This window comes from Lentilactobacillus diolivorans DSM 14421 (assembly GCF_001434255.1).
Taxonomy (GTDB): Bacteria; Bacillota; Bacilli; order Lactobacillales; family Lactobacillaceae; genus Lentilactobacillus; species Lentilactobacillus diolivorans.
Window position 1 is genome coordinate 157,792 of sequence record NZ_AZEY01000090.1, and the last position, 19,230, is coordinate 177,021.

Consider the following 19,230-nt stretch of genomic DNA (forward strand, 5'->3'; position numbering starts at 1 on the left):
GAAGATTTTTAAGTCTTATCAAATTTTAAAAATCTTTTTTTATACATTTTTTACTTGTCACATCCTTAGTATTATGGTATAAATAATACATGGCAATTTTGCCAAAACAATATTTTTGCTCCGTAGTTCAGTGGTAGAATAATTGACTGTTAATCAAGAGGTCGCTGGTTCGAACCCAGCCGGAGCAGTAATAGAATTTCTGATTGAGGTTAAAGTAATTTTGCTTTAATCTCTTTTTGTTTATGATGACCGTTTAAATGATAAAGTGGTCGGACTAGTGTTTTAAGCGACTGACAATAAAAACCGTTAATTAACCGAGCTACTGTAAATTTAGGTAGCAAGATCAATTAACGGTTTTTGACTGTTTCTTGGTATTTTTCATTAATTCAATGATCCTTATTTAAAGAAGTGGTCGGGTTCAGATGTTAATTTCTGACGGTGTTGCGATAATTTGTCGATTACCACTGTCATAGACCACCAGTGATTTAGGAAAACTGTTATCATATGGGAACGGTGAATCAAATGTTGCCACCAACTCATTTCCCTGAATAAAATCATAGGAGAGTTTACCATCATTATTAATGAGGTTAAAAGTCACTAAATTAGATAGTGGAAAAACTCCCTGAAGATCATTGTCAATAATAAACCAAACATTATCTATTGCCCGATCTGGTAAAGAAGACACAATACTAAAACTCGCAAATCGTGAACTGTTTGGATCAAACATATTAAACACCTTCAATCTTAAATGTTTTTATTGTCAATAAACTAACAAATATTATCACCCGTTGCAAGCAAATGGCTAGCCTTCAAACTCTTGGTTATCCATGATTAGTCTGGCAATGTGCTTATCGTTTCGTTGATTAACTGGTGGTAATTGTAGGTAATTGCCATAAATGTTGGTAAGAATCGTATCAAAGTCCTTTGGAACGGTTATTTGCGTATTCTCAAAGGGTAGTGCCATCGTATTCTCCAATTGGTCTTGAGAGATTATCTCTTTATCGTAGGCGTATTGTGAGGCCAAATTCTTGAAATCTGTGAGAGCTAACTTACTATTGAATTGAGTCATCACTTGTTGGCGCTGGTTTTTGAATTGTGAGGCAGCTAATATTTGTTCTGGAGATAAGGAACTTTGAAGTCTTCTAATCGGATTATCAATTACATTATAACGCAGCTTAAGATAAATCCGACTATCCAGCCTGCGCATCTGGATAATTTGATGACGTTGGCGGGAAGGTGAAGCAGGAATCTTATCTAGGGGGAAAATATCCAAGAATACGCCTTTACGTGCGTTATTAACGTTGTTCTTCTCTTCGATGTATGTATTCCTGTCCAAAATTTTGGCATAGCTTAGGGCGTAATTTTCGTCTGTCCATGGTGTTTGTAAAAAATATGAATCATTTTGGAATTCAGCTGAACAGATCTGTAAGAATTTTTCATAATCATCTCGCAGCATTCCAACATCCATATCATCATCCCATGGAATAAAGCCATGATGACGAACTGCACCCAATAACGTGCCGCCCATTGCGATGTATGGGATTTCGTACTGCTGGACAATTTGTTTGAATCGTTTAAAAATTTTTAGCTCGACTTGGTGGATTAACGAAATTGTTGTCTCTGACATAATGATCTCCTAAATGATCTTATTAGTTTAAATTATAAGCTATTATTGGAAAAAAAGGCCCAAAAGGATGTGCATACAGTTGCTACTAAGGTACAGACAATATATAATTAGTGCAGTATCGATATTAATAATTAATGGGGAATGGTGAGGGAAATGAGTAAGACAAACGAGGAATTATTGAAAGAAGCAATTGATGTTTATCTATCTTCTTTAAAGTATTTAGATAATTTTGTTTCTGAACCGGCAACTAAGTACGGATTATCATTTGAGCAATATTTGATTTTGCATACGATTGCCGAACGTGACCATGTTTCTTTGATGGATATTGCAAGTGAACGTAAAGTAACGCGAAGTGCAATTTCACGTCAAATTAAGGTACTACTTCAGCATGACTATATTTTTCAGAAGCCGGCTGAAAGTGACCGCCGTCGATTATACTTACATCTAACACCAAGTGGTGAAGATGTTGAAAAGAATGTCAATGATCTGATAACGGCAAGATTCGATAATTGGATTCACCGTTATGGGGAAGATAAGGTCAAAGAGATTCTTAATTTTATAAAGGATTTTTCATCTCATGAAATGAATAAGCGCAATCCTGAAACTCAAGGGCAGTCATAGTCACGTTTTATTCACCACGTCTGCAAGAGGCTGAGACAAACTGAGGATTTGTTTCAGTCTTTTTTTAACGGTTAAGATTAAAATGGAACGGCGTTATTTTGACGTTACAAATTAATTTAGCACTGTTTAAAAGTGTAAAACCATGATTTTTTATATCAAGTGATTGATGTATTGAAACGAGAAACAATGGTTGATGAAGGCGACTTCCTGCATTGTTGGGTAATCGTTATTTTCAATCTCAATCCAAGGATAATTAATAATTAAATAAAAGGAGATGTTTACTAATGAACTGGGTTCCTTATTTTCTTGCGTTGATTCAAGTTGTATTATTAGTGACGCTTGGGGCATATTTAATTCGGAAACGTAATTCTTCATTTATCGGGTGGTTAGTAAATCTAAATTTATTATTTTTTCTGGCACTACTGTTAGAAACTATTGTTCTAACAAATAGTGTGCTTATTGGTACGATTGTTGGCGTTTTAATTGTTATTCTTGCCATTATTATTTTCGTTGGTTTGTCACTAAGCTTTATTTTTCTATTTGCTAACGCAATTGTTGTTTGGCGGCGAGAGGGACACAGTTTGGCAAGTTCGTTAACATTAATTACTGGTGTTGGGGTTATTTTAGTTGATGTGTTATTCTTTTTTGATCCAATTAAGGCGCCTGAACCAATTAAAGTATTTATTAACGTGTTGCTTTCGACGATTATTTTTTACATATTGCTTACCGTTTGGAATACATTAACATCGATGTTTATTTATCGATGGTATTTTCCAAAGAAAAATAAAGATTACATTATCGTGCTGGGGGCCGGTTTGGTTGATGGTTATAAAGTAGGTCGGTTGCTTGGAAATCGAATTAATACGGCAATCAGTTTTTATAGTCAGCAAATTTTCGAAACACAAAAACATCCCAAGCTTATTTTTTCCGGCGGCCAGGGTGGTGACGAAAAGCTACCAGAAGCTGAAGCAATGCAAAAATATGCGATTCAACATGGTGCCTCGGCCCAGGACACGTTAATTGAGAATAAGTCAGTCAACACGTTTCAAAATATGAAATTTTCAAAACAACTGATTAAAAGCGATGGTGGTAATGATCAAAGTAAAGTTGTTTTTGTAACCAATAACTTCCATACGATGAGAGCAGGAATTTTAGCAGACCGAGTTGGCTTAAAAGCTTATGGTATTGGGGCACCAACGCCTTTTTATTATTTGCCCAACGCTGTTATTCGGGAATATTTGGCTTTATTTGTGATGCACAAACGGTTTCATATTATCATGTTTATTCTGATCTTTTTAATTGCCGTTTTAAATGGTGTGATTACGTGGATAAATTGATAGTCTAATTAAATTGCCTGGAGAAGAAGGCTCGCAAAAAAATAATTAAAGTTTAAGCGAAGAACCAGGGTAAACCCAGCCAGTGGTTAGACCCCAGAATATAAGCCCCCTAACTTGATATTCCCGATTTTGGGATGTTAAGTTAGGGGGCTTATATTCTGGGGTCTGTTTGTTGGTTCACATTTTTACTAAGTAAAAGTTCAACGAGATATCCCGGGTTGAGTATTGGGACAATTTGGTGACACGGTCGGAAGGTTGTCTTTTGTCCCGCATTTTTCTCGTTAACAGTTGAGTTTACACTAACAGCGACTGGCAAAACGATTATTATCCCAACCTCATTTTTTGTGCAATTGCAGTTATGATCTACTCAAACCGACCTGTTCTTCATTTGTAAGTCTTCTAAAGCTTGTATCCTACTGTTTAAAGTAATGTCCAAAATCACGTGGTAAGCATGACACGAAAAGTGCAAGCTTTCTTCATAACTTATTCACACAATAAGATGTAACTTATTGTAGAATGTAGATATAGCCAAAGAGCTATTAATGATTTGAATTCTATAACAGAAAGGATGATTACTATGTTCAGCTTAATTTGGACATTGATTATTGGTGGTGTGATTGGAGCACTTGCCGGAGCAATTACAAGTCGGGACATGCCAATGGGCTGGATCGGCAACATTGTTGGTGGTTTGATTGGCGCATGGCTTGGACAGGCGTTATTAGGAACTTGGGGACCTCAACTGGCCGAAATTGCAATCTTTCCTGCTATTGTTGGCGCAGTTATTCTGGTACTGGTTGTCTCACTCATTACTCGTGGTCTGGCAAGCTAGTCTTTAGAATGATCGAGAGGAGGTTTAGTTGTGAGCAGAATTACTAAACTGTTAATCATGATTGTGAGTATTCTTGGGATGGTCCAGACAATCTGGTTGTTAGGAGCTGTGATGCCAATTGATTATTTATCAAAGGCAGTACTTGTGACAATTCAGACGTCGGAATCTTGGATCTTGATTAGTGTGATCACGATCAGTACCATTTTGGGAATTGGCTGGATTATGGCAATGCTATTAATTGTGCTGGCACCCAAAAAAGCTGATCAATTAGATTTTTATTCGTCGCATGGAAAATTAACCCTTTCTAAACGGGCAGTTGAAAAGTCCTTGCAGGAAGCGGTTATGGCTGGTGGTTTAGTCACGGATGTTGACGCCCACGTTCACCTACAACGTAAGAACCGGGTATCAAAGGTCAAATTATCAGTTGTTGAAAAGAATAATCAAGATCTGGTTGAATTAGGAGAGCGACTTCAAGCAATTGTGGTCAATGAAATGAAAAACTTAATGGATGTCCCTGTAAAAAAAGTAAAGGTAAAAATGAAGCCCTATTCGGAGATTGCGAACAAGCAACGCGGAAAGCCACGGGTGGTTTAAGGAGGAAAGCAATGAAATCAATGACGTACGGCGGTGCAATTGGCATGATCTGCGGGATTGTTTGGGTATTTGGTAATTTCAGTGGTGTATTGCTGGTCCTTGCACTAACGGTTCTGGGATTAATGGTTGGTGCAGTTGTTGGTAAATTTGGTGGCCTTCGGAATCTCATTAGTCAATTGGTAAGTGATAATTAACATGAATTAATCTCGAATAATGCAACACCAAATGACGCAACTGTGAATCGGAGATTAGAAACGAATCCAACAAAACTTAATTATTTGAAAGAAGGTCATTAAAAATGGATGCAACGATTACGAAAACGGACTTAACAAGAAAATTAACATTCGAAAATGGCGTTATTGAAAAAATTGCCGGCCTGGTATGCCGAAATGTTGATGGCATTTTATCATTGGATGGCGGAATGATCAGCGAGTTGACTGATCGTTTTTCAAAAACGACTGATCCGACAAAGGGGATTGATGCTGAAGTTGGCGAAAAGCAGGTTGCCCTTGATATGGAAGCAACAATTGAATACGGTGCGGATGCGCGTCAAATATTTGATGAAATTTGCACAAAAACGCAGCGGGCAATCAAAAACTACACGGGCTTGGACGTTGTCGAAATTAATCTGAATATTAATGATGTTCTAACTAAAAAAGAATGGGAACAACAAAGCACTCGAAAAAAAGATGATATTGCCAACGAAGTAACGGATGACCGGGTAAAATAAAAATCCAATATATTTTAGGAGGATGATCGTAATGACTGAAGAAAATAGAAATTCTGGTTTAACGACTGTTTTAACATATGAAGATGATGTATTGGGAAAAATTGCTGGTAATACTGTGAGAGATGTTGATGGGGTACTGTCATTAGAAGGAAACATTCTTGATTCGGTAACCGATCGTTTTAGCGATGAAACCGACCCCACCAAGGGCGTTAAAGTTGATCTGGATAACGATGAAAAAGAAGTTAAACTAGCGATGGAAGCAGTGTTGGAGTACGGTAAATCAATTCCTAATGTCTTCAATAAGATCACGTCGAAATTGAATCAAGCCGTTACTGAAATGACAGATTTGAAGCCAACAGAAATTAAAATTAATATTAAGGATTTACAAACTCGTGATGAATTCCTGAAAAAGAATCGCAAGACGGATAAGAAGAAAGATAAATAAAGTGGGCGATAAACAATCTAAGGCAAAAAACGCTTAGCTTGGTAATAGTCGTGACTACAAAAACAATGGAGGCTGGGACAATAGTCATTTATCCCAGCCTCTGTTCGTGTAAACACGATTGTTACCGAGCGAAAACGCGGGACAAAAGGCAACTTCCGGCCGTGTAACCGAATTATCCAACTATTCCGTTCAGAGCATATTCGGATAATTCAATTACATTCTGGAAGTTAAACGCCTTTTGTCCCGCTCTGCGTTTTGTGTAATCACGATTGTTACCGAGTGAAAACGTGCGCCAGCAAGCAGACCCCGGCCATATAAGCCCCTAACTTAACATTCCAAAATCAGGAATATCAAGTTAGGGGCTTATATTCTGGGATCTAATCGTTTGTTGGCCCACTCTGGTTTAATAATTGCCAAACATTAAGCCATCGCTTCGTCTTCCTCTAATTCCAACCATAATGCTAATGCAGTTGGGTTGAAATCAGGCCAATTGGAAATATGTGTGTAACCACGTGCAAGCAATGAGCTCGGCTTGCGTTTTTTAAGATCATCAAAAATTGTTAGTGCAAATACATTATCCTCAAGATCCGAAATTACGGTGCCAAGCTTATGTTGCCACTCAGCAACAAGGTCTTGGTATATCAGCAATTTACGCGCATTTTTAATCGTATAATCAACCCCTTGCTGACGCAGAGTTTGTTTATAGTCCTCATATTCTTGTAGAACGGCATCTTTAGCGTGTTCCCATTGCTCATTATTGTACCTAGGCAATTTATTAGTCATAATGATCCTCCTTAGTACAAAAATTACAGCCCAACACATTGCTATGTCTGACCAGTCGAGCTAGTATTTTGTCTTCTGAAGACCATTAAACACTAAATGTTCACAATTTGCAAAGGTCAAAAATTAATCAATTACTTTAGCACCAAGGACATGTTCAAAATGGTTGAGTGCCCATTTTTTGCCTGCTGGTGTTAGGCCGGCCACACCATTTTTGTGAATCACTAATTGGTAATTAAGGTTGTAAGCATCGACCGCAGTATGCAGCACACAGATGTCAGTGCAGACGCCAACTAAATGGAGAGTGTCAATATGACGTTCCCGTAAGCGTAGATCAAGGTCTGTGCCAGCGAAAGCACTGTAACGAGTTTTATCATACATGTAGACTTTATCTTGATCTTGGTTGACTTTGAACCAATCTGCCAGATCGTCATAGAATTCCCGTCCCCATGTATCACGTACATTATGTGGCGGAAATAATTTAGTTTCCGGGTGATAAGGATCGTTTGGTGTATGAACGTCAGTTGGTAGAATAACCCAGTCATCGTCTTTAACAAATTTGTCGGCTAACTGAATGATTCGAGGCTCAATGTCTTGTCCGGCTTTTCCGCAAGTTAATGCACCTTTATCGGCAACAAAATCGTTTGTATAATCAATAATTAACAGTGCAGTATGTGATGTCATAAAAAATCCTCCTAACAGTTAAAAGTAAAAACAACTTTTATTGTCTATAACCTACACGTATTTAATCAAAATATCAACTTATTTATCCAATCATTTCGAATAAAAGCCGGACAATTTTCTGCCAAACTAAAAGATAGTTCAGAAAGTGGGTTGACATTTTAAGTTTGTTACGTATACTTTATAGTTATTAAACAGAGAGCTGATGTTGCTGAAAGTCAGCATTCGAAATGGCAATTAATTAATTGGCTGCATCCGTTATCTGCATGAGAGGCAATTCATATTCGAATTGTGGAATTGGGTGGAACCGCGTTTAATACATAACGCCCCTAGTACTGTAGTTGGTACTGGGGGCGTTTTTTTGACGAATTTTTAGGAGGAAATTGGAAATGGAAAAAAGTAAAGCACCAAATCGTTTGTCACGTTCATTAAAAAGTCGACATATTCAAATGATTGCTATCGGCGGCGCAATTGGAACCGGCTTGTTTCTTGGTTCTGGATCGGCGATTCATACATCGGGACCATCGATTATTTTGTCGTATCTCATTGTAGGCTGTTTTTGCTTTCTGCTGATGCGGGGCATTGGTGAATTACTCCTTTCCGATACAAGTAAGCACTCGTTTCTGGACTTTGTAAAAATTTATTTAGGAGACCGTTGGGAATTTGTGACTGGATGGACGTATTGGTTCTGCTGGATTAGTCTGGCAATGGCTGATTTAACTGCAACCGGAATCTATATTAAATATTGGTTCCCGGCTGTCCCACAATGGATTCCGCCACTGATTATTTTGCTTTGCTTATTTGCTGCAAATCTCGTAAATGTTGGTTTGTTCGGGGAATTAGAATCCTGGTTTTCTATGATCAAAGTTGTTGCGATTATCTTATTGGTGGTGGTTGGATTTGGCTTAGCGATTTTTCAAGTAAAAACAGCAACCTCAACAGCTTCATTTTCGCTTTTGGTTTCTCACGGCGGCTTTTTCCCAACTGGTTTTCACGGTTTCCTGATGTCATTTCAAATGGTCGTGTTTGCTTTTGTGGGGATTGAAATGGTTGGGCTAACCGCTGGTGAAACAGATAACCCAGAGGAAAATTTGCCCAAAGCGATTAACAGTCTACCAATTCGGATTGGCCTTTTCTACATTGGATCAATGATTGCCGTTATGAGTGTGTTTCCATGGAATAAAATTACGACCACTGCCAGTCCGTTTGTTCAAGTTTTTTCAGGTGTAGGAATCGTTGGTGCCGCCGGTATTTTGAATTTCGTTGTTTTAACAGCGGCCGTTTCGGCTACTAATAGTTGCTTATTTAGCACCAGCCGGACGATGTACGCCTTGAGCATGGGGGGAAATGCGTCGTCATTTTTAACGAAGCTCGGTCGAAATGGGGTTCCGAATATTGCGCTCAATTTTTCAACGGCCTTTTTGCTCATTATCGTTATTTTGAATTATTTTATTCCAGCAGGTGTTTTTAATCTAGTCTCCAGTGTTTCAACGATTAATTTTGTAGTCGTCTGGGTAGTTTTAATTATTGTTCACATTAAATATCGCCGTAAGCATCCTAAGGGGACCAAGACATTTTCGATGCCCGGATATCCGGTTACTGATTATTTAAGCTTAGCATTCTTCATTTTTATTCTTGGCTTTTTATTAATCAGCTCAGCCACGCGGATTGCAATGATTATTTCATTAATTTCGATTGGAATAATGTTAATTATTTATCAAATTATTTCAAGAAAATCGTCTTTCTCAAAATGACCGGGTTAAGTTGAAATCACTTGTCATTGACCTTACACTAATGAGTAACGAGTGTAGAAAAATGTGAGGAAAGACAATGATAAAAATTCATAAATTGCCGCAATATACTTGGATTGAGGTTGTTGAGCCGAAAGAATCAGAGTTAAGTGATGTGATTGATAACTATCAGTTGCCAAGAAAATTTAAAAACTACATGCTGGACAAACATGAACAGCCGCGAGCCAACTACGATGATTTAACCGATTTTGGTGTGTTGGTAATTCGAGCATTGACCAACCATTCCGGAAACAACACAACCACCGTTCCCATCTTCATTGGTTTTGATAACCGGGTGCTCATCACAGTATGTCATGGCCTGGAACAATCGCAATTAATTAAAATTGCAGACGACTCAGGGGTTTCTGAGATAAGTGAACATATTTTTTCAGCTTTACTTGCTATCCTGTCACCTTATTTTGACAATCTTGATGAGATTAGTCAGAAAGCTGAGAAGTTGGAAGGAATTCGCGGTCGGGGGATTAGCAATCGCAACTTGGATGCCTTATCGATATTGAAAACGAACTTAGTCTACCTACGATCGGCTACGGCAGGAAATCTCATTGCGCTTCAAGACTTACAGGGAATCTTGAAGGGCCGAAGTAATTTAATGGCCACAGGCGGAATTAAAGTTAATCAGCAGATTGCCGACCTGATTGTTGAATATAAGCAGTGCCAAACAATGTTCGATGTCGAAGGTGATGTCGTGAGCGAAACCGAATCGGCATTTGGTAATATTTTGAATAATAAATTGAATCAAACAATGCAATTTTTAACTGTCTGGTCGTTGATTCTGGCAATCCCGCCAATTATTTCGGGATTTTATGGGATGAATGTTAAATTACCATTTGCAGGTCGAACAGAAGCGTGGTTTGATACGTTAATATTAACGTTACTATTTGTCTTGGGAATGGTTCTCTATTTGAAGATTAAAAAGCGGTTTTAAATGTTGTCTTAGATTAACGCCAACTTGGCTAAATCGTTGGCTGTCTGTTGATTTTGTTTGTATATATATATAAATAGGACTGGGACAAAAGTAATTTTGTCCCAGTCCCGTTTTGTGTAATTACGATTATTACCGAATGGAAACGTGCGCCAAAAGGCAACTTCCTGCCGCGTAACCGCCTTTCGTCCCACTCTCATTTTTGGACTTGAATGATAATAGCTGGATTATTTTCCCTGACTTTTTACTGGTTCACCATTATCGTATCGTCGTAGAGCGTTCAGCGCATTGGTGACGTTTCCCCGGACAATATCGGTATGACTAACATCAATAATTTTTAAATCGGCGATTAGTTCGTCTGGTAAGCTGTTAAGAATGCGATCATCCATCAGAATAATGTCATTTGTCGGAACACTTGGATCGAAGAAATGTTCGGCGACTACGTTAATTGATCTTCTAATTGAGTGAATACCATTTTTTAATTGATCACAAAAATTTTGAATGAGTGCATCATCCACGATTGCATTTCCCGTCAATGAAGGTTGAATTTTACCAACCCGAATGTCGCCAACGACTCTTATGTTCAATGAATCTCACCGCCCCGTTTTTATTGCTCCAAGTCATGGTATCACGTTAATAGAAGGTGATACGGAAAAATGAAATCATCTTTTATCAAAATTAACTTTATTAACCAAAATATAAGATTTAGTGAGGATGAGTTTTCAAGCAAAAGTAATCAACGCAAATAATAATTGACAAAATAGGGAAATATTTTGATGCTTATCTTCATTTTGTGCATGAGCCCGCAACTCAAAAAATAAATAGAATGCTAAAATAATGGATATCCCTAAAATTCGGGTAAAGGAGATGCTTAAGGAGAAGCAAATGATCAAAATGACTACCAGAATTGCCCACAATGAAGATTGGTTGTTTTTTTTCATAAATGCAGGAAATGAGAAAAAAATATTGGCAAAAATTAAGAGCGTAATATACATTAACGATACTAATGAAAAATAATGGTGGTAGGAAATGTTGAACAAAAAAACGATACCACTGCCATTAATAACGCCGTAAATAATCCACTGGCAGTGGGGCTCGTCCACCAGGTGGGTTAACGCAAGTAAGTTAGCTGCTCCAAAATCAATTAGGAGAAGCAGCCCATCAGCCAAGTGATTGTTGACATAAAAGAAAAGTCCCAAAATGCAAATAAAGGTATCACACAAAAACAGTGACAAGCGACTAAACTTTGAGGTAACGATTAAGCAGAATAAAGCAGCAAGTGGTAACCCCAATAATCCTAATTTTAGTAATTCATGATTGAGAAAGAATTGTGAGAATGCAATATTTGAAAATAACATCCAGATAGCTAATAACATCAACGTTCGAATGCCAAATTGAATTTGACTGGCATACCTTGCGATCACAATGAAGCCCCCCTTAAACAGTTCTGAATAACAGTTTACTATAACTTGGAGGGGATTAAGTCAAGCTGTGTCAAAAGTAACTGATGTTTAATATTTTAAATCAAATGTTGAAATTATCAATTCGGGTTGAATCTGATTGAAATCTGATGGCAGACACGGTTTTAACTCAAATTTTAGGTTCCAAAACAAAAAGATCTGTGATAATATGGAAAAGTTATGAGTTCCCGATAGGATTCGCGCTGGACGTGAAGAAGCCTTGTAACCTAAAAAATAAGTAGGGGGAAAATAAAATGCGTGAAAGACATTTATTTACTTCGGAATCAGTTTCAGAAGGACATCCGGATAAGATTGCCGATCAGATCAGTGATGCAATTTTAGACGCGTTGTTAGCAAAAGATCCAGATGCACGAGTTGCATGTGAGACATCCGTTACGACCGGATTGGTTCTCGTATTTGGTGAAATTTCCACAAGTGCCTATGTCGATATTCAAAAAGTCGTTCGTGATACGATCAAACGAATTGGTTACGTTGATGGTCGTTATGGGTTTGATGGCGATTCATGTGCCGTCATTGTTGCACTTGATGAACAATCACCTGATATTGCCCAAGGAGTTGACGATGCCTTAGAAGAACGTCATGGACAAACCGATCCATTAGATAAGATTGGTGCCGGTGATCAGGGGTTGATGTTTGGTTATGCCATTAATGAAACACCAGAATTAATGCCACTACCAATTTCATTGGCTCATCACTTAATGCAAAAACAGGCTGAGTTACGTAAGAACGGCACCATCCCTTATCTTGGTCCTGATGCCAAGGCTGAAGTGACCGTTGAATATGATGACGATGATAAGCCATTTCGTGTCGATACTGTTGTTCTAAGTACGCAACATGATGAAGGTGTTACGCTGGAACAAGTTCGTTCAGATGTGATTGAGCAAATTATTAAAAAGGTCATTCCTAGTCGTTATTTGGATGACAAAACGCGTTATTTAGTTAATCCAACTGGTCGTTTTGTCATTGGCGGCCCTCAGGGTGATGCTGGTTTAACCGGCCGAAAGATTATTGTTGATACTTACGGTGGTTATGCACATCATGGTGGTGGTGCCTTTTCCGGAAAAGACGCAACTAAGGTTGATCGCTCAGCTAGTTATGCCGCTCGTTATATTGCTAAAAACATTGTCGCAGCCGGTTTAGCTGATCAAGTTGAGATTCAATTAGCTTATGCAATTGGAGTTGCCAAACCAGTTTCCATTGATATTAATACCTTTGGGACGGGGAAGGTTTCTTCAGAACAATTGATTGAAGCAACTCGAAAGACTTTTGATCTTCGACCCGCTGGAATTATTAAAATGCTTGACCTGAAACGACCGATTTATGAACAAACGGCTGCTTATGGTCATTTTGGCAGAACTGATATTGATTTACCTTGGGAACATACTGATAAAGTAGATGCGTTAAAAGACTATTTCAAGTTAAAAACGGCTAAAAACTAGTTAGCGAAACGCCCTTGAAAAAATTCAAGGGTGTTTTTTTGACCAAAATTTTAAATGAAGGAGATATTTCATGACAAAGACAGCTTCTAAAAGTAACGTTGCATTAGTCACCATTGCATTATTTGTTGCAACGTTTATGAGCGCCATCGAGGGGACAATTGTCTCGACTGCTATGCCAACAATTGTCGGTGACTTGCGCGGGGTTGCCCTAATGAATTGGGTATTTTCGATCTTTTTACTAACAAATGCGATCGCGACACCGATATACGGAAAATTGGCTGATAGTGTTGGACGTAAACCAATGTTTATTTTGGGAATTTTAATTTTTATCATTGGATCAGTCATGTCTGGCTTATCCCACTCAATGCTGGTTCTGATTATTTGGCGAGCTATCCAAGGCATTGGAGCTGGTTCGATTATGCCAATTTCAAATACAATTATTGCCGATATTTATCCCTTGGAAAAGCGCGCTCAGATCCTAGGCCTGAATAGCTCTGCCTGGGGAATTGCATCTGTAGTTGCGCCGTTATTAGGTGGTTTTATTGTTGATCACTTAAGTTGGCACTGGATTTTCTTTATTAATTTGCCGATTGGTTTGATTGTTTTGATCATGGTTCAATGGTTTTTTCATGAAGAAAAACGGCACGTTAAAAGTAAGATGGACATAGCTGGGACCTCTTGGCTAACTTTAACTTTATTGGCCGTGATGTACGCTTTTCAACTCATTGGCCAGAATCCTGTTAATTGGAAAGTTGTTGCGGTGTGTTTCTTGGTCACAATCATTTCAGCCATCATGTTTATTCGAGTTGAGCGAGTCGCTAAAGATCCATTAATTCCGATGGCCCTTTTTGACAATCGGACCTTCGTTGTTCAAAACATTGTCGTATTTTTAGTAAGCGGCTTTTTGATTGGATACGAAGTCTATTTGCCGGATTGGACACAGGGAATTTTGGGGTTACGAGCTTCAATGGCCGGATTTGCCGTTACTCCAAGTTCATTGATGTGGATATTTGGATCGTTCTTTGCTGGAAAATTATTAGCAAGAATTTCTCCATATCGGATTATCAATTTGAGTCTTTTTTTCATTTTAGTTGGGGCAATTGTTATGGTCTTGCTACCGGCATATACCCCGTTTGCCGGTTTTCTGCTGATTTCCGTTATTTGTGGAATTGGCTTTGGATTGACAATTACCACATCGATTATTAGTGTTCAAAATACTGTTAAACCGACTGAAATCGGGGTCGCTACTTCATTTAATACGTTGTGTCGGACATTAGGCCAAACATTGATGATTTCAGTGTTTGGAATCGTCATGAATATGACGATGTTGCGTGGGGTGCGTCAGACTGAGGGAACGTCGTTGAAAATGATGGACAAATTAATTAACCCGCAAACAGCTAATGAATTATCAACCAACGTCTTGCCAAAACTAAGAAATATTCTGTACCAATCGCTTCATAATGTTTTTGTTGTGGCCTTGATTTTGATTTTAATCGCCTATGCGGCTAATTTTATCGATCGAAAAAATCGGAATGGGCACTTATAAAAAGAGTGGTCTAAAGAGCGGTTAGATCCCAGAGTATAAGACCCCCAACCCTAATATTCCGTTTCTGAATATTAGGGTTGGGGGTCTTATATGGCTGGGATCTTGCTCTTTAGACCACGTTTCGGCTTGGAAGTCGAAAAAAGATTTGATTTCAAAAATTAGGTTAAAGTGTCTTATATGGCCGGGATCTGCTCTTTAACGGTTTGGGATAGGTGAGGTAAAGATTTAAGTGACCTGGTCTTTGACGTTAATCATCTAAAATCGGCTTTCAACTATACTGACTTGCGGATGAGTTTGGAAATCTAATCAAACAAACGCCATACTTTAATTAACTGTTTTTAACTGTTGGAGCAATGTTTTGAATTACCAGAACGAACGGTGGCTCGTGTTTTTGATTAATGAATTGATAAGTAAGGGCAGCAAACTTTTTTTGGTCCAATGATTTGCCAAAATCGAGAATGGCATTCTTTTCCGTCTGTCCGCCAGGATGACCATAGTAGATGACGATTACCACTAGCCCATTTTGTTTTAAATGGTTTAAGCAGCCCTTAATTGCTTCGATAGTTGATTCTGGATGGGTGATAATCGATTTGTCTCCTCCGGGGAGATAACCAAGATTGAAGATTGCCGCTGAAATTAAGCTCTTTTTAGGTAAAAAATGATCGAGTTGAGAATGACTGGCTGTAAACAAGTGAATATTTTCTTCGTTCAAGCCATTTGCTTTCAGTCGATCATGTGTGTGATTAATCGCCGTTTGTTGAATATCGAAACCGTAGACACTTCCGGTTTTACCGACTAAATTTGCAAGTAGCAACGTATCATTACCGTTGCCAACGGTGCAATCAACGACAGTGTTCCCTCTGCTAATAATGTGTTTTAAAAGTTGATGACTATACGCCAATGCATTTGGCAATTTTTCTGACATTACAGAACTCCTATCTTTTCAAAAATAATTTGGCTGATCCGCAGTAGGAAAAATCCTAGTGTCCAGCCACCTAAAACATCACTTGCAAAATGGACGCCAACGTAAATTCTGCTCAATCCAATTAAAATGATAAACAATCCAATCAGGCAGTTAATAATAAGTCGTTGGGATTTCTTGGCCATTATATGGTTGATAATAATGATTAAGCTGCCGCCAACCATCATAGCACTCATTGAATGGCCACTTGGAAAGCTGCTTGAATGAACTTGAACCAGATGGGCCAATGTTGGTCGTTGACGATCAATGAGCAACTTGATGAGTGAGTTAACCGGTCCCGCTAAGACAATGCCATTAACGAACAAGAAAAAGGCACTGCGGCCATTATCAATTAATAAAAGAATCAGACACGCACCGACAATAAATCCAATTGCGGGGCCAACATTCGCCATTTGAGTAAACTGAATTGTCAAACGGGTTAACGTCGGATTGGCAAATTCTCGGACAAATTGACTAGCAGTACTGTCAAAAGACGATATCCAGGATTGTTTAAAAATAACGCCGTAAGTGATGATAAGAAAAACGGCTAACGATAAAATGGTAATCAGATAGTGGTTGTGACGAAATGATAATTTCAATATTTTCAACTCCAGTGTTAATATCATAATTATAGCACGGTGATCTATTGTTTTTTATTGGTGGTTTTGTTATGATAATAAGCAATAATTTCAATCTAGTGAAAAATGAAGAGACGAATTAGTAACTAATCATTTGTTGTCCAGAAACTGAGTGGGGGCTGTGAACTCAGAGCAAGTGGTGGTGAACTCATCGTCGAATGCCTGGTCGAATTTGAGTAAGCCAGGTCGGTTTTATCGCCGTTATCGGTTTTGAGTGCTCATTTTATTGTAAATGAGAATATAGGTGGTACCGCGATAAATCGTCCTATAAGAAACCCAGTGTGGTTTCTTATAGGGCTTTTTTCATTATTTTGAAAAAATTTGAAAGGTGGCAGTTGCATAATGGCATACAATCATGAGGTAATTGAACGAAAATGGCAACATTATTGGAAAGAACATAAAACATTTAAAACATCAGATGACACCAGTAAAGATAAATACTACGTGTTGGATATGTTCCCGTATCCATCTGGTCAAGGACTGCATGTTGGTCATCCAGAGGGATATACGGCAACTGATATCATGGCGCGAGTGGCACGAATGCAAGGAAAAAATGTTCTTCACCCAATGGGATGGGATGCCTTTGGATTACCTGCCGAACAGTATGCTTTAAAAACAGGACATAACCCACGTGACTTTACAGCTCAAAACATTAAAACATTTAAGCGTCAAATCCGCTCATTAGGTTTTTCGTACGACTGGGACCGCGAAATTAATACGACTGACCCTAAGTACTATAAGTGGACGCAGTGGATTTTTGAACAGTTATATAAAAAGGGCCTCGCTTACGAAGACAATATTGAAGTTAACTGGGCGCCTGATTTCATGGGTGGGACCGTTGTTGCGAATGAAGAGGTTGTTGACGGCAAGACCGAACGTGGCGGCTACCCGGTTTACCGGGTTCCAATGCGTCAATGGGTTCTCAGAATTACGGCTTATGCTGACCGGTTAATTGATGACCTGGACACGGTTGATTGGCCTGAAAGTATTAAAGAACAACAACGAAATTGGATTGGCCGCTCTCGTGGTGCAAGTGTTTATTTTGAAGTTAAAGGGCACCCGGATGCTAAAGTTGAAGTCTTTACAACTCGGCCAGACACGTTGTTTGGTGCAACATACATGGTGTTGGCACCAGAGCACGAGCTGGTTGACCAGATTACGACACCTGAACAAAAAGCTGAAGTTGATGCTTATAAAGAAAAGGTTTCCCGTAAGTCCGATCTTGAGCGAACGGACTTAAATAAAGATAAGAGTGGTGTCTTTACAGGTGCATATGGCATTAACCCAATTAATGGCAAAGAAGTGCCAATCTGGATTGGTGATTATGTTCTGGAATCTTATGGAACGGGTGCCATCATGGCTGTTCCAGCGCATGATGATCGAGATTATGAATTTGCCAAAAAATTTGATTTACCAATTGTTCCGGTAATCGAAGGAGGCGACATTGATGATGCTGCGTTCACTGGTGATGGTCCTCATTTCAATTCTGGATTCATGGATGGGATGAATAAAGACGATGCCATTAAGGCGGCTATGGACTGGTTGAAGGACCATAAAGCCGGTAAAGAAAAGGTCAATTATAAGCTTCGCGATTGGATTTTCAGTCGTCAACGGTATTGGGGCGAGCCAATTCCGGTTATTCACTGGGAAGATGGTGAAACAACCTTGGTTCCTGAGGATGAATTACCACTTCGACTGCCTAAAGCTAAAGATATTCAAACTTCCGGTGGCAAGGAAAGTCCATTGGCCAACTTAACCGACTGGGTTAATGTGGTTGATAAAAATGGTCGTAAAGGGAAACGTGAGACTAACACAATGCCACAATGGGCAGGAAGTTCATGGTACTGGCTTCGTTATATTGATCCCCATAATGACAAGATGATTGCCAGTCCTGAAAAATTAAAGTATTGGTCACCAGTTGACTTATACGTTGGTGGTGCTGAACATGCTGTCCTACATTTACTTTACGCAAGATTCTGGCATAAATTCTTGTATGATCTTGGGGTTGTTCCAACACCAGAACCATTCCAGAAATTAGTTAACCAAGGAATGATCCTGGGAACCAATCATGAAAAAATGTCTAAATCCAAAGGAAATGTGATTAATCCAGACGATATTGTCCGTGACTATGGTGCTGATACCTTGCGGGTTTATGAAATGTTCATGGGACCAATTGATGCCGCCAAACCATGGAGCACTGAAGGAATCAGTGGTGCTCATCATTGGTTGGATCGGGTATGGCGGATGATCATTGATGACAATAATCATCTGCGTGATCGGGTAACAACCATTGATAATGGGGAACTTGACAAAGTTTACAATCAAACAGTTAAGATTGTCACGGATGATTTTAAACACATGCGTTTTAATGTTGGCATTTCCCAAATGATGGTTTTTGTTAACGATGCTTATAAAGCTGAAGCGTTGCCGATTAAATACATGGAAGGCTTTGTTAAATTACTTTCACCAGTTGCCCCACACATTGCTGAAGAACTCTGGAGTTTGTTAGGTCATGATGGGACGATCACTTACGAGCCATGGCCAACCTATGATCCAAAGCAATTAGTTGAAAACACAGTTCAAATGGTGGTTCAAGTCAATGGCAAGGTTCGCTCACATCTTAAAATTGCTCGTGATGAAGCAAAGGATAAGGTTGAAGCAGCTGCTAAAAATGATGAGAATGTTCAACGATATACTAAAGGAAAGACGATTCGCAAAGTAATTGTCGTTCCTAACAAGATTGTAAATATCGTTGTTTCAAATGGTTAAATTTGTTTGAATTAAAGGA

The 19,230-nt window shown here is 38.8% G+C and carries 20 protein-coding genes, 1 tRNA gene, 1 riboswitch and 1 other annotated feature; of the genes, 13 read left to right on the top strand and 8 right to left on the bottom strand.

Annotated elements, in window-relative coordinates:
- The first annotated feature begins 116 nt into the window (after positions 1 to 116).
- Positions 117 to 188: transfer RNA gene (locus FC85_RS10320), tRNA-Asn, on the top strand.
- Positions 189 to 418: 230 nt separating this feature from the next.
- Here FC85_RS10320 and FC85_RS10325 read toward each other — a convergent pair.
- Positions 419 to 727 (bottom strand): DUF960 domain-containing protein, encoded by a 309-nt coding sequence (locus FC85_RS10325; RefSeq protein WP_057865454.1) that lies wholly within the window; start codon positions 725 to 727, stop codon positions 419 to 421.
- A 75-nt stretch (positions 728 to 802) separates the two neighbouring features.
- On the bottom strand, positions 803 to 1,627 hold the full coding sequence (locus tag FC85_RS10330) for a LicD family protein (RefSeq protein ID WP_057865455.1): 825 nt from the start codon (positions 1,625 to 1,627) through the stop codon (positions 803 to 805).
- Between the two features lie 141 nt (positions 1,628 to 1,768).
- Between FC85_RS10330 and FC85_RS10335 the strand changes: the two genes are divergently transcribed.
- The 7 genes from FC85_RS10335 to FC85_RS10365 all read left to right on the top strand — a co-directional run bounded on the left by FC85_RS10335 (position 1,769) and on the right by FC85_RS10365 (position 6,183).
- Complete coding sequence (locus FC85_RS10335) at positions 1,769 to 2,248, top strand: MarR family winged helix-turn-helix transcriptional regulator (RefSeq protein WP_057865456.1); 480 nt, start codon at positions 1,769 to 1,771, stop codon at positions 2,246 to 2,248.
- Between the two features lie 284 nt (positions 2,249 to 2,532).
- Positions 2,533 to 3,585 carry a YdcF family protein gene (locus FC85_RS10340; RefSeq protein WP_057865457.1) on the top strand — a complete coding sequence of 351 codons (1,053 nt, stop codon included), beginning with the start codon at positions 2,533 to 2,535 and terminating at the stop codon, positions 3,583 to 3,585.
- 577 nt (positions 3,586 to 4,162) lie between these two features.
- Positions 4,163 to 4,414, top strand: a complete 252-nt coding sequence (locus FC85_RS10345) for a GlsB/YeaQ/YmgE family stress response membrane protein (RefSeq protein WP_057865458.1) — start codon at positions 4,163 to 4,165, stop codon at positions 4,412 to 4,414.
- A 30-nt stretch (positions 4,415 to 4,444) separates the two neighbouring features.
- Positions 4,445 to 5,008 carry an alkaline shock response membrane anchor protein AmaP gene (gene amaP / locus FC85_RS10350; RefSeq protein ID WP_147008626.1) on the top strand — a complete coding sequence of 188 codons (564 nt, stop codon included), beginning with the start codon at positions 4,445 to 4,447 and terminating at the stop codon, positions 5,006 to 5,008.
- Positions 5,009 to 5,019: 11 nt separating this feature from the next.
- The gene (locus FC85_RS10355; RefSeq protein ID WP_057865459.1) at positions 5,020 to 5,202 is read left to right on the top strand and encodes a hypothetical protein; all 183 of its coding nucleotides are present in this window, start codon (positions 5,020 to 5,022) and stop codon (positions 5,200 to 5,202) included.
- A 104-nt stretch (positions 5,203 to 5,306) separates the two neighbouring features.
- Positions 5,307 to 5,738, top strand: a complete 432-nt coding sequence (locus FC85_RS10360) for an Asp23/Gls24 family envelope stress response protein (RefSeq protein ID WP_057865460.1) — start codon at positions 5,307 to 5,309, stop codon at positions 5,736 to 5,738.
- A gap of 31 nt (positions 5,739 to 5,769) precedes the next feature.
- Positions 5,770 to 6,183, top strand: coding sequence for an Asp23/Gls24 family envelope stress response protein (locus tag FC85_RS10365; RefSeq protein WP_057865461.1), 414 nt, complete (start codon positions 5,770 to 5,772; stop codon positions 6,181 to 6,183).
- A gap of 420 nt (positions 6,184 to 6,603) precedes the next feature.
- On the opposite strand, the gene FC85_RS10370 is transcribed toward FC85_RS10365, so the two are convergent.
- Entirely contained in the window at positions 6,604 to 6,966 is a 363-nt protein-coding gene (locus FC85_RS10370; protein WP_057865462.1) for a hypothetical protein, read from the bottom strand.
- Between the two features lie 123 nt (positions 6,967 to 7,089).
- Complete coding sequence (locus FC85_RS10375) at positions 7,090 to 7,647, bottom strand: cysteine hydrolase family protein (protein WP_057865463.1); 558 nt, start codon at positions 7,645 to 7,647, stop codon at positions 7,090 to 7,092.
- Between the two features lie 386 nt (positions 7,648 to 8,033).
- On the opposite strand from FC85_RS10375, the gene FC85_RS10380 reads away from it, so the two are divergent.
- Both FC85_RS10380 and FC85_RS10385 read left to right on the top strand, forming a co-directional pair.
- Positions 8,034 to 9,398: an amino acid permease gene (locus FC85_RS10380; protein ID WP_057865464.1), complete on the top strand. Its 1,365-nt coding sequence runs from the start codon at positions 8,034 to 8,036 to the stop codon at positions 9,396 to 9,398.
- Positions 9,399 to 9,474: 76 nt separating this feature from the next.
- On the top strand, positions 9,475 to 10,380 hold the full coding sequence (locus FC85_RS10385) for a magnesium transporter CorA family protein (protein WP_057865465.1): 906 nt from the start codon (positions 9,475 to 9,477) through the stop codon (positions 10,378 to 10,380).
- Positions 10,381 to 10,604: 224 nt separating this feature from the next.
- Here FC85_RS10385 and FC85_RS10390 read toward each other — a convergent pair whose 3' ends face one another.
- Positions 10,605 to 10,964, bottom strand: coding sequence for a hypothetical protein (locus FC85_RS10390; protein WP_057865466.1), 360 nt, complete (start codon positions 10,962 to 10,964; stop codon positions 10,605 to 10,607).
- 135 nt (positions 10,965 to 11,099) lie between these two features.
- Positions 11,100 to 11,801, bottom strand: a complete 702-nt coding sequence (locus FC85_RS10395) for a hypothetical protein (protein WP_225427544.1) — start codon at positions 11,799 to 11,801, stop codon at positions 11,100 to 11,102.
- A 209-nt stretch (positions 11,802 to 12,010) separates the two neighbouring features.
- Positions 12,011 to 12,094, top strand: a riboswitch (SMK box riboswitch).
- On the opposite strand from FC85_RS10395, the gene metK reads away from it, so the two are divergent.
- Both metK and FC85_RS10405 read left to right on the top strand, forming a co-directional pair.
- Entirely contained in the window at positions 12,092 to 13,297 is a 1,206-nt protein-coding gene (gene metK, locus FC85_RS10400) for a methionine adenosyltransferase (RefSeq protein ID WP_057865467.1), read from the top strand. Its footprint overlaps the riboswitch before it by 3 nt.
- Before the next feature lie 70 nt (positions 13,298 to 13,367).
- The gene (locus FC85_RS10405) at positions 13,368 to 14,843 is read left to right on the top strand and encodes an MDR family MFS transporter (protein WP_057865468.1); all 1,476 of its coding nucleotides are present in this window, start codon (positions 13,368 to 13,370) and stop codon (positions 14,841 to 14,843) included.
- Positions 14,844 to 15,171: 328 nt separating this feature from the next.
- Here FC85_RS10405 and mnmM read toward each other — a convergent pair whose 3' ends face one another.
- Together mnmM and FC85_RS10415 are read right to left on the bottom strand one after the other, a co-directional pair.
- Positions 15,172 to 15,768, bottom strand: coding sequence for a tRNA 5-(aminomethyl)-2-thiouridylate-methyltransferase MnmM (mnmM, locus tag FC85_RS10410; RefSeq protein ID WP_057865469.1), 597 nt, complete (start codon positions 15,766 to 15,768; stop codon positions 15,172 to 15,174).
- Positions 15,768 to 16,403 carry a phosphatase PAP2 family protein gene (locus FC85_RS10415; protein WP_225427543.1) on the bottom strand — a complete coding sequence of 212 codons (636 nt, stop codon included), beginning with the start codon at positions 16,401 to 16,403 and terminating at the stop codon, positions 15,768 to 15,770. The genes mnmM and FC85_RS10415 overlap by 1 nt, the downstream gene beginning before the upstream one ends.
- Positions 16,404 to 16,502: 99 nt before the next feature.
- Positions 16,503 to 16,713, top strand: a binding site (T-box leader).
- Positions 16,714 to 16,784: 71 nt separating this feature from the next.
- Between FC85_RS10415 and leuS the strand changes: the two genes are divergently transcribed.
- Positions 16,785 to 19,211: a leucine--tRNA ligase gene (leuS, locus tag FC85_RS10420; RefSeq protein WP_057865471.1), complete on the top strand. Its 2,427-nt coding sequence runs from the start codon at positions 16,785 to 16,787 to the stop codon at positions 19,209 to 19,211.
- The last annotated feature ends 19 nt before the right edge of the window (positions 19,212 to 19,230 follow it).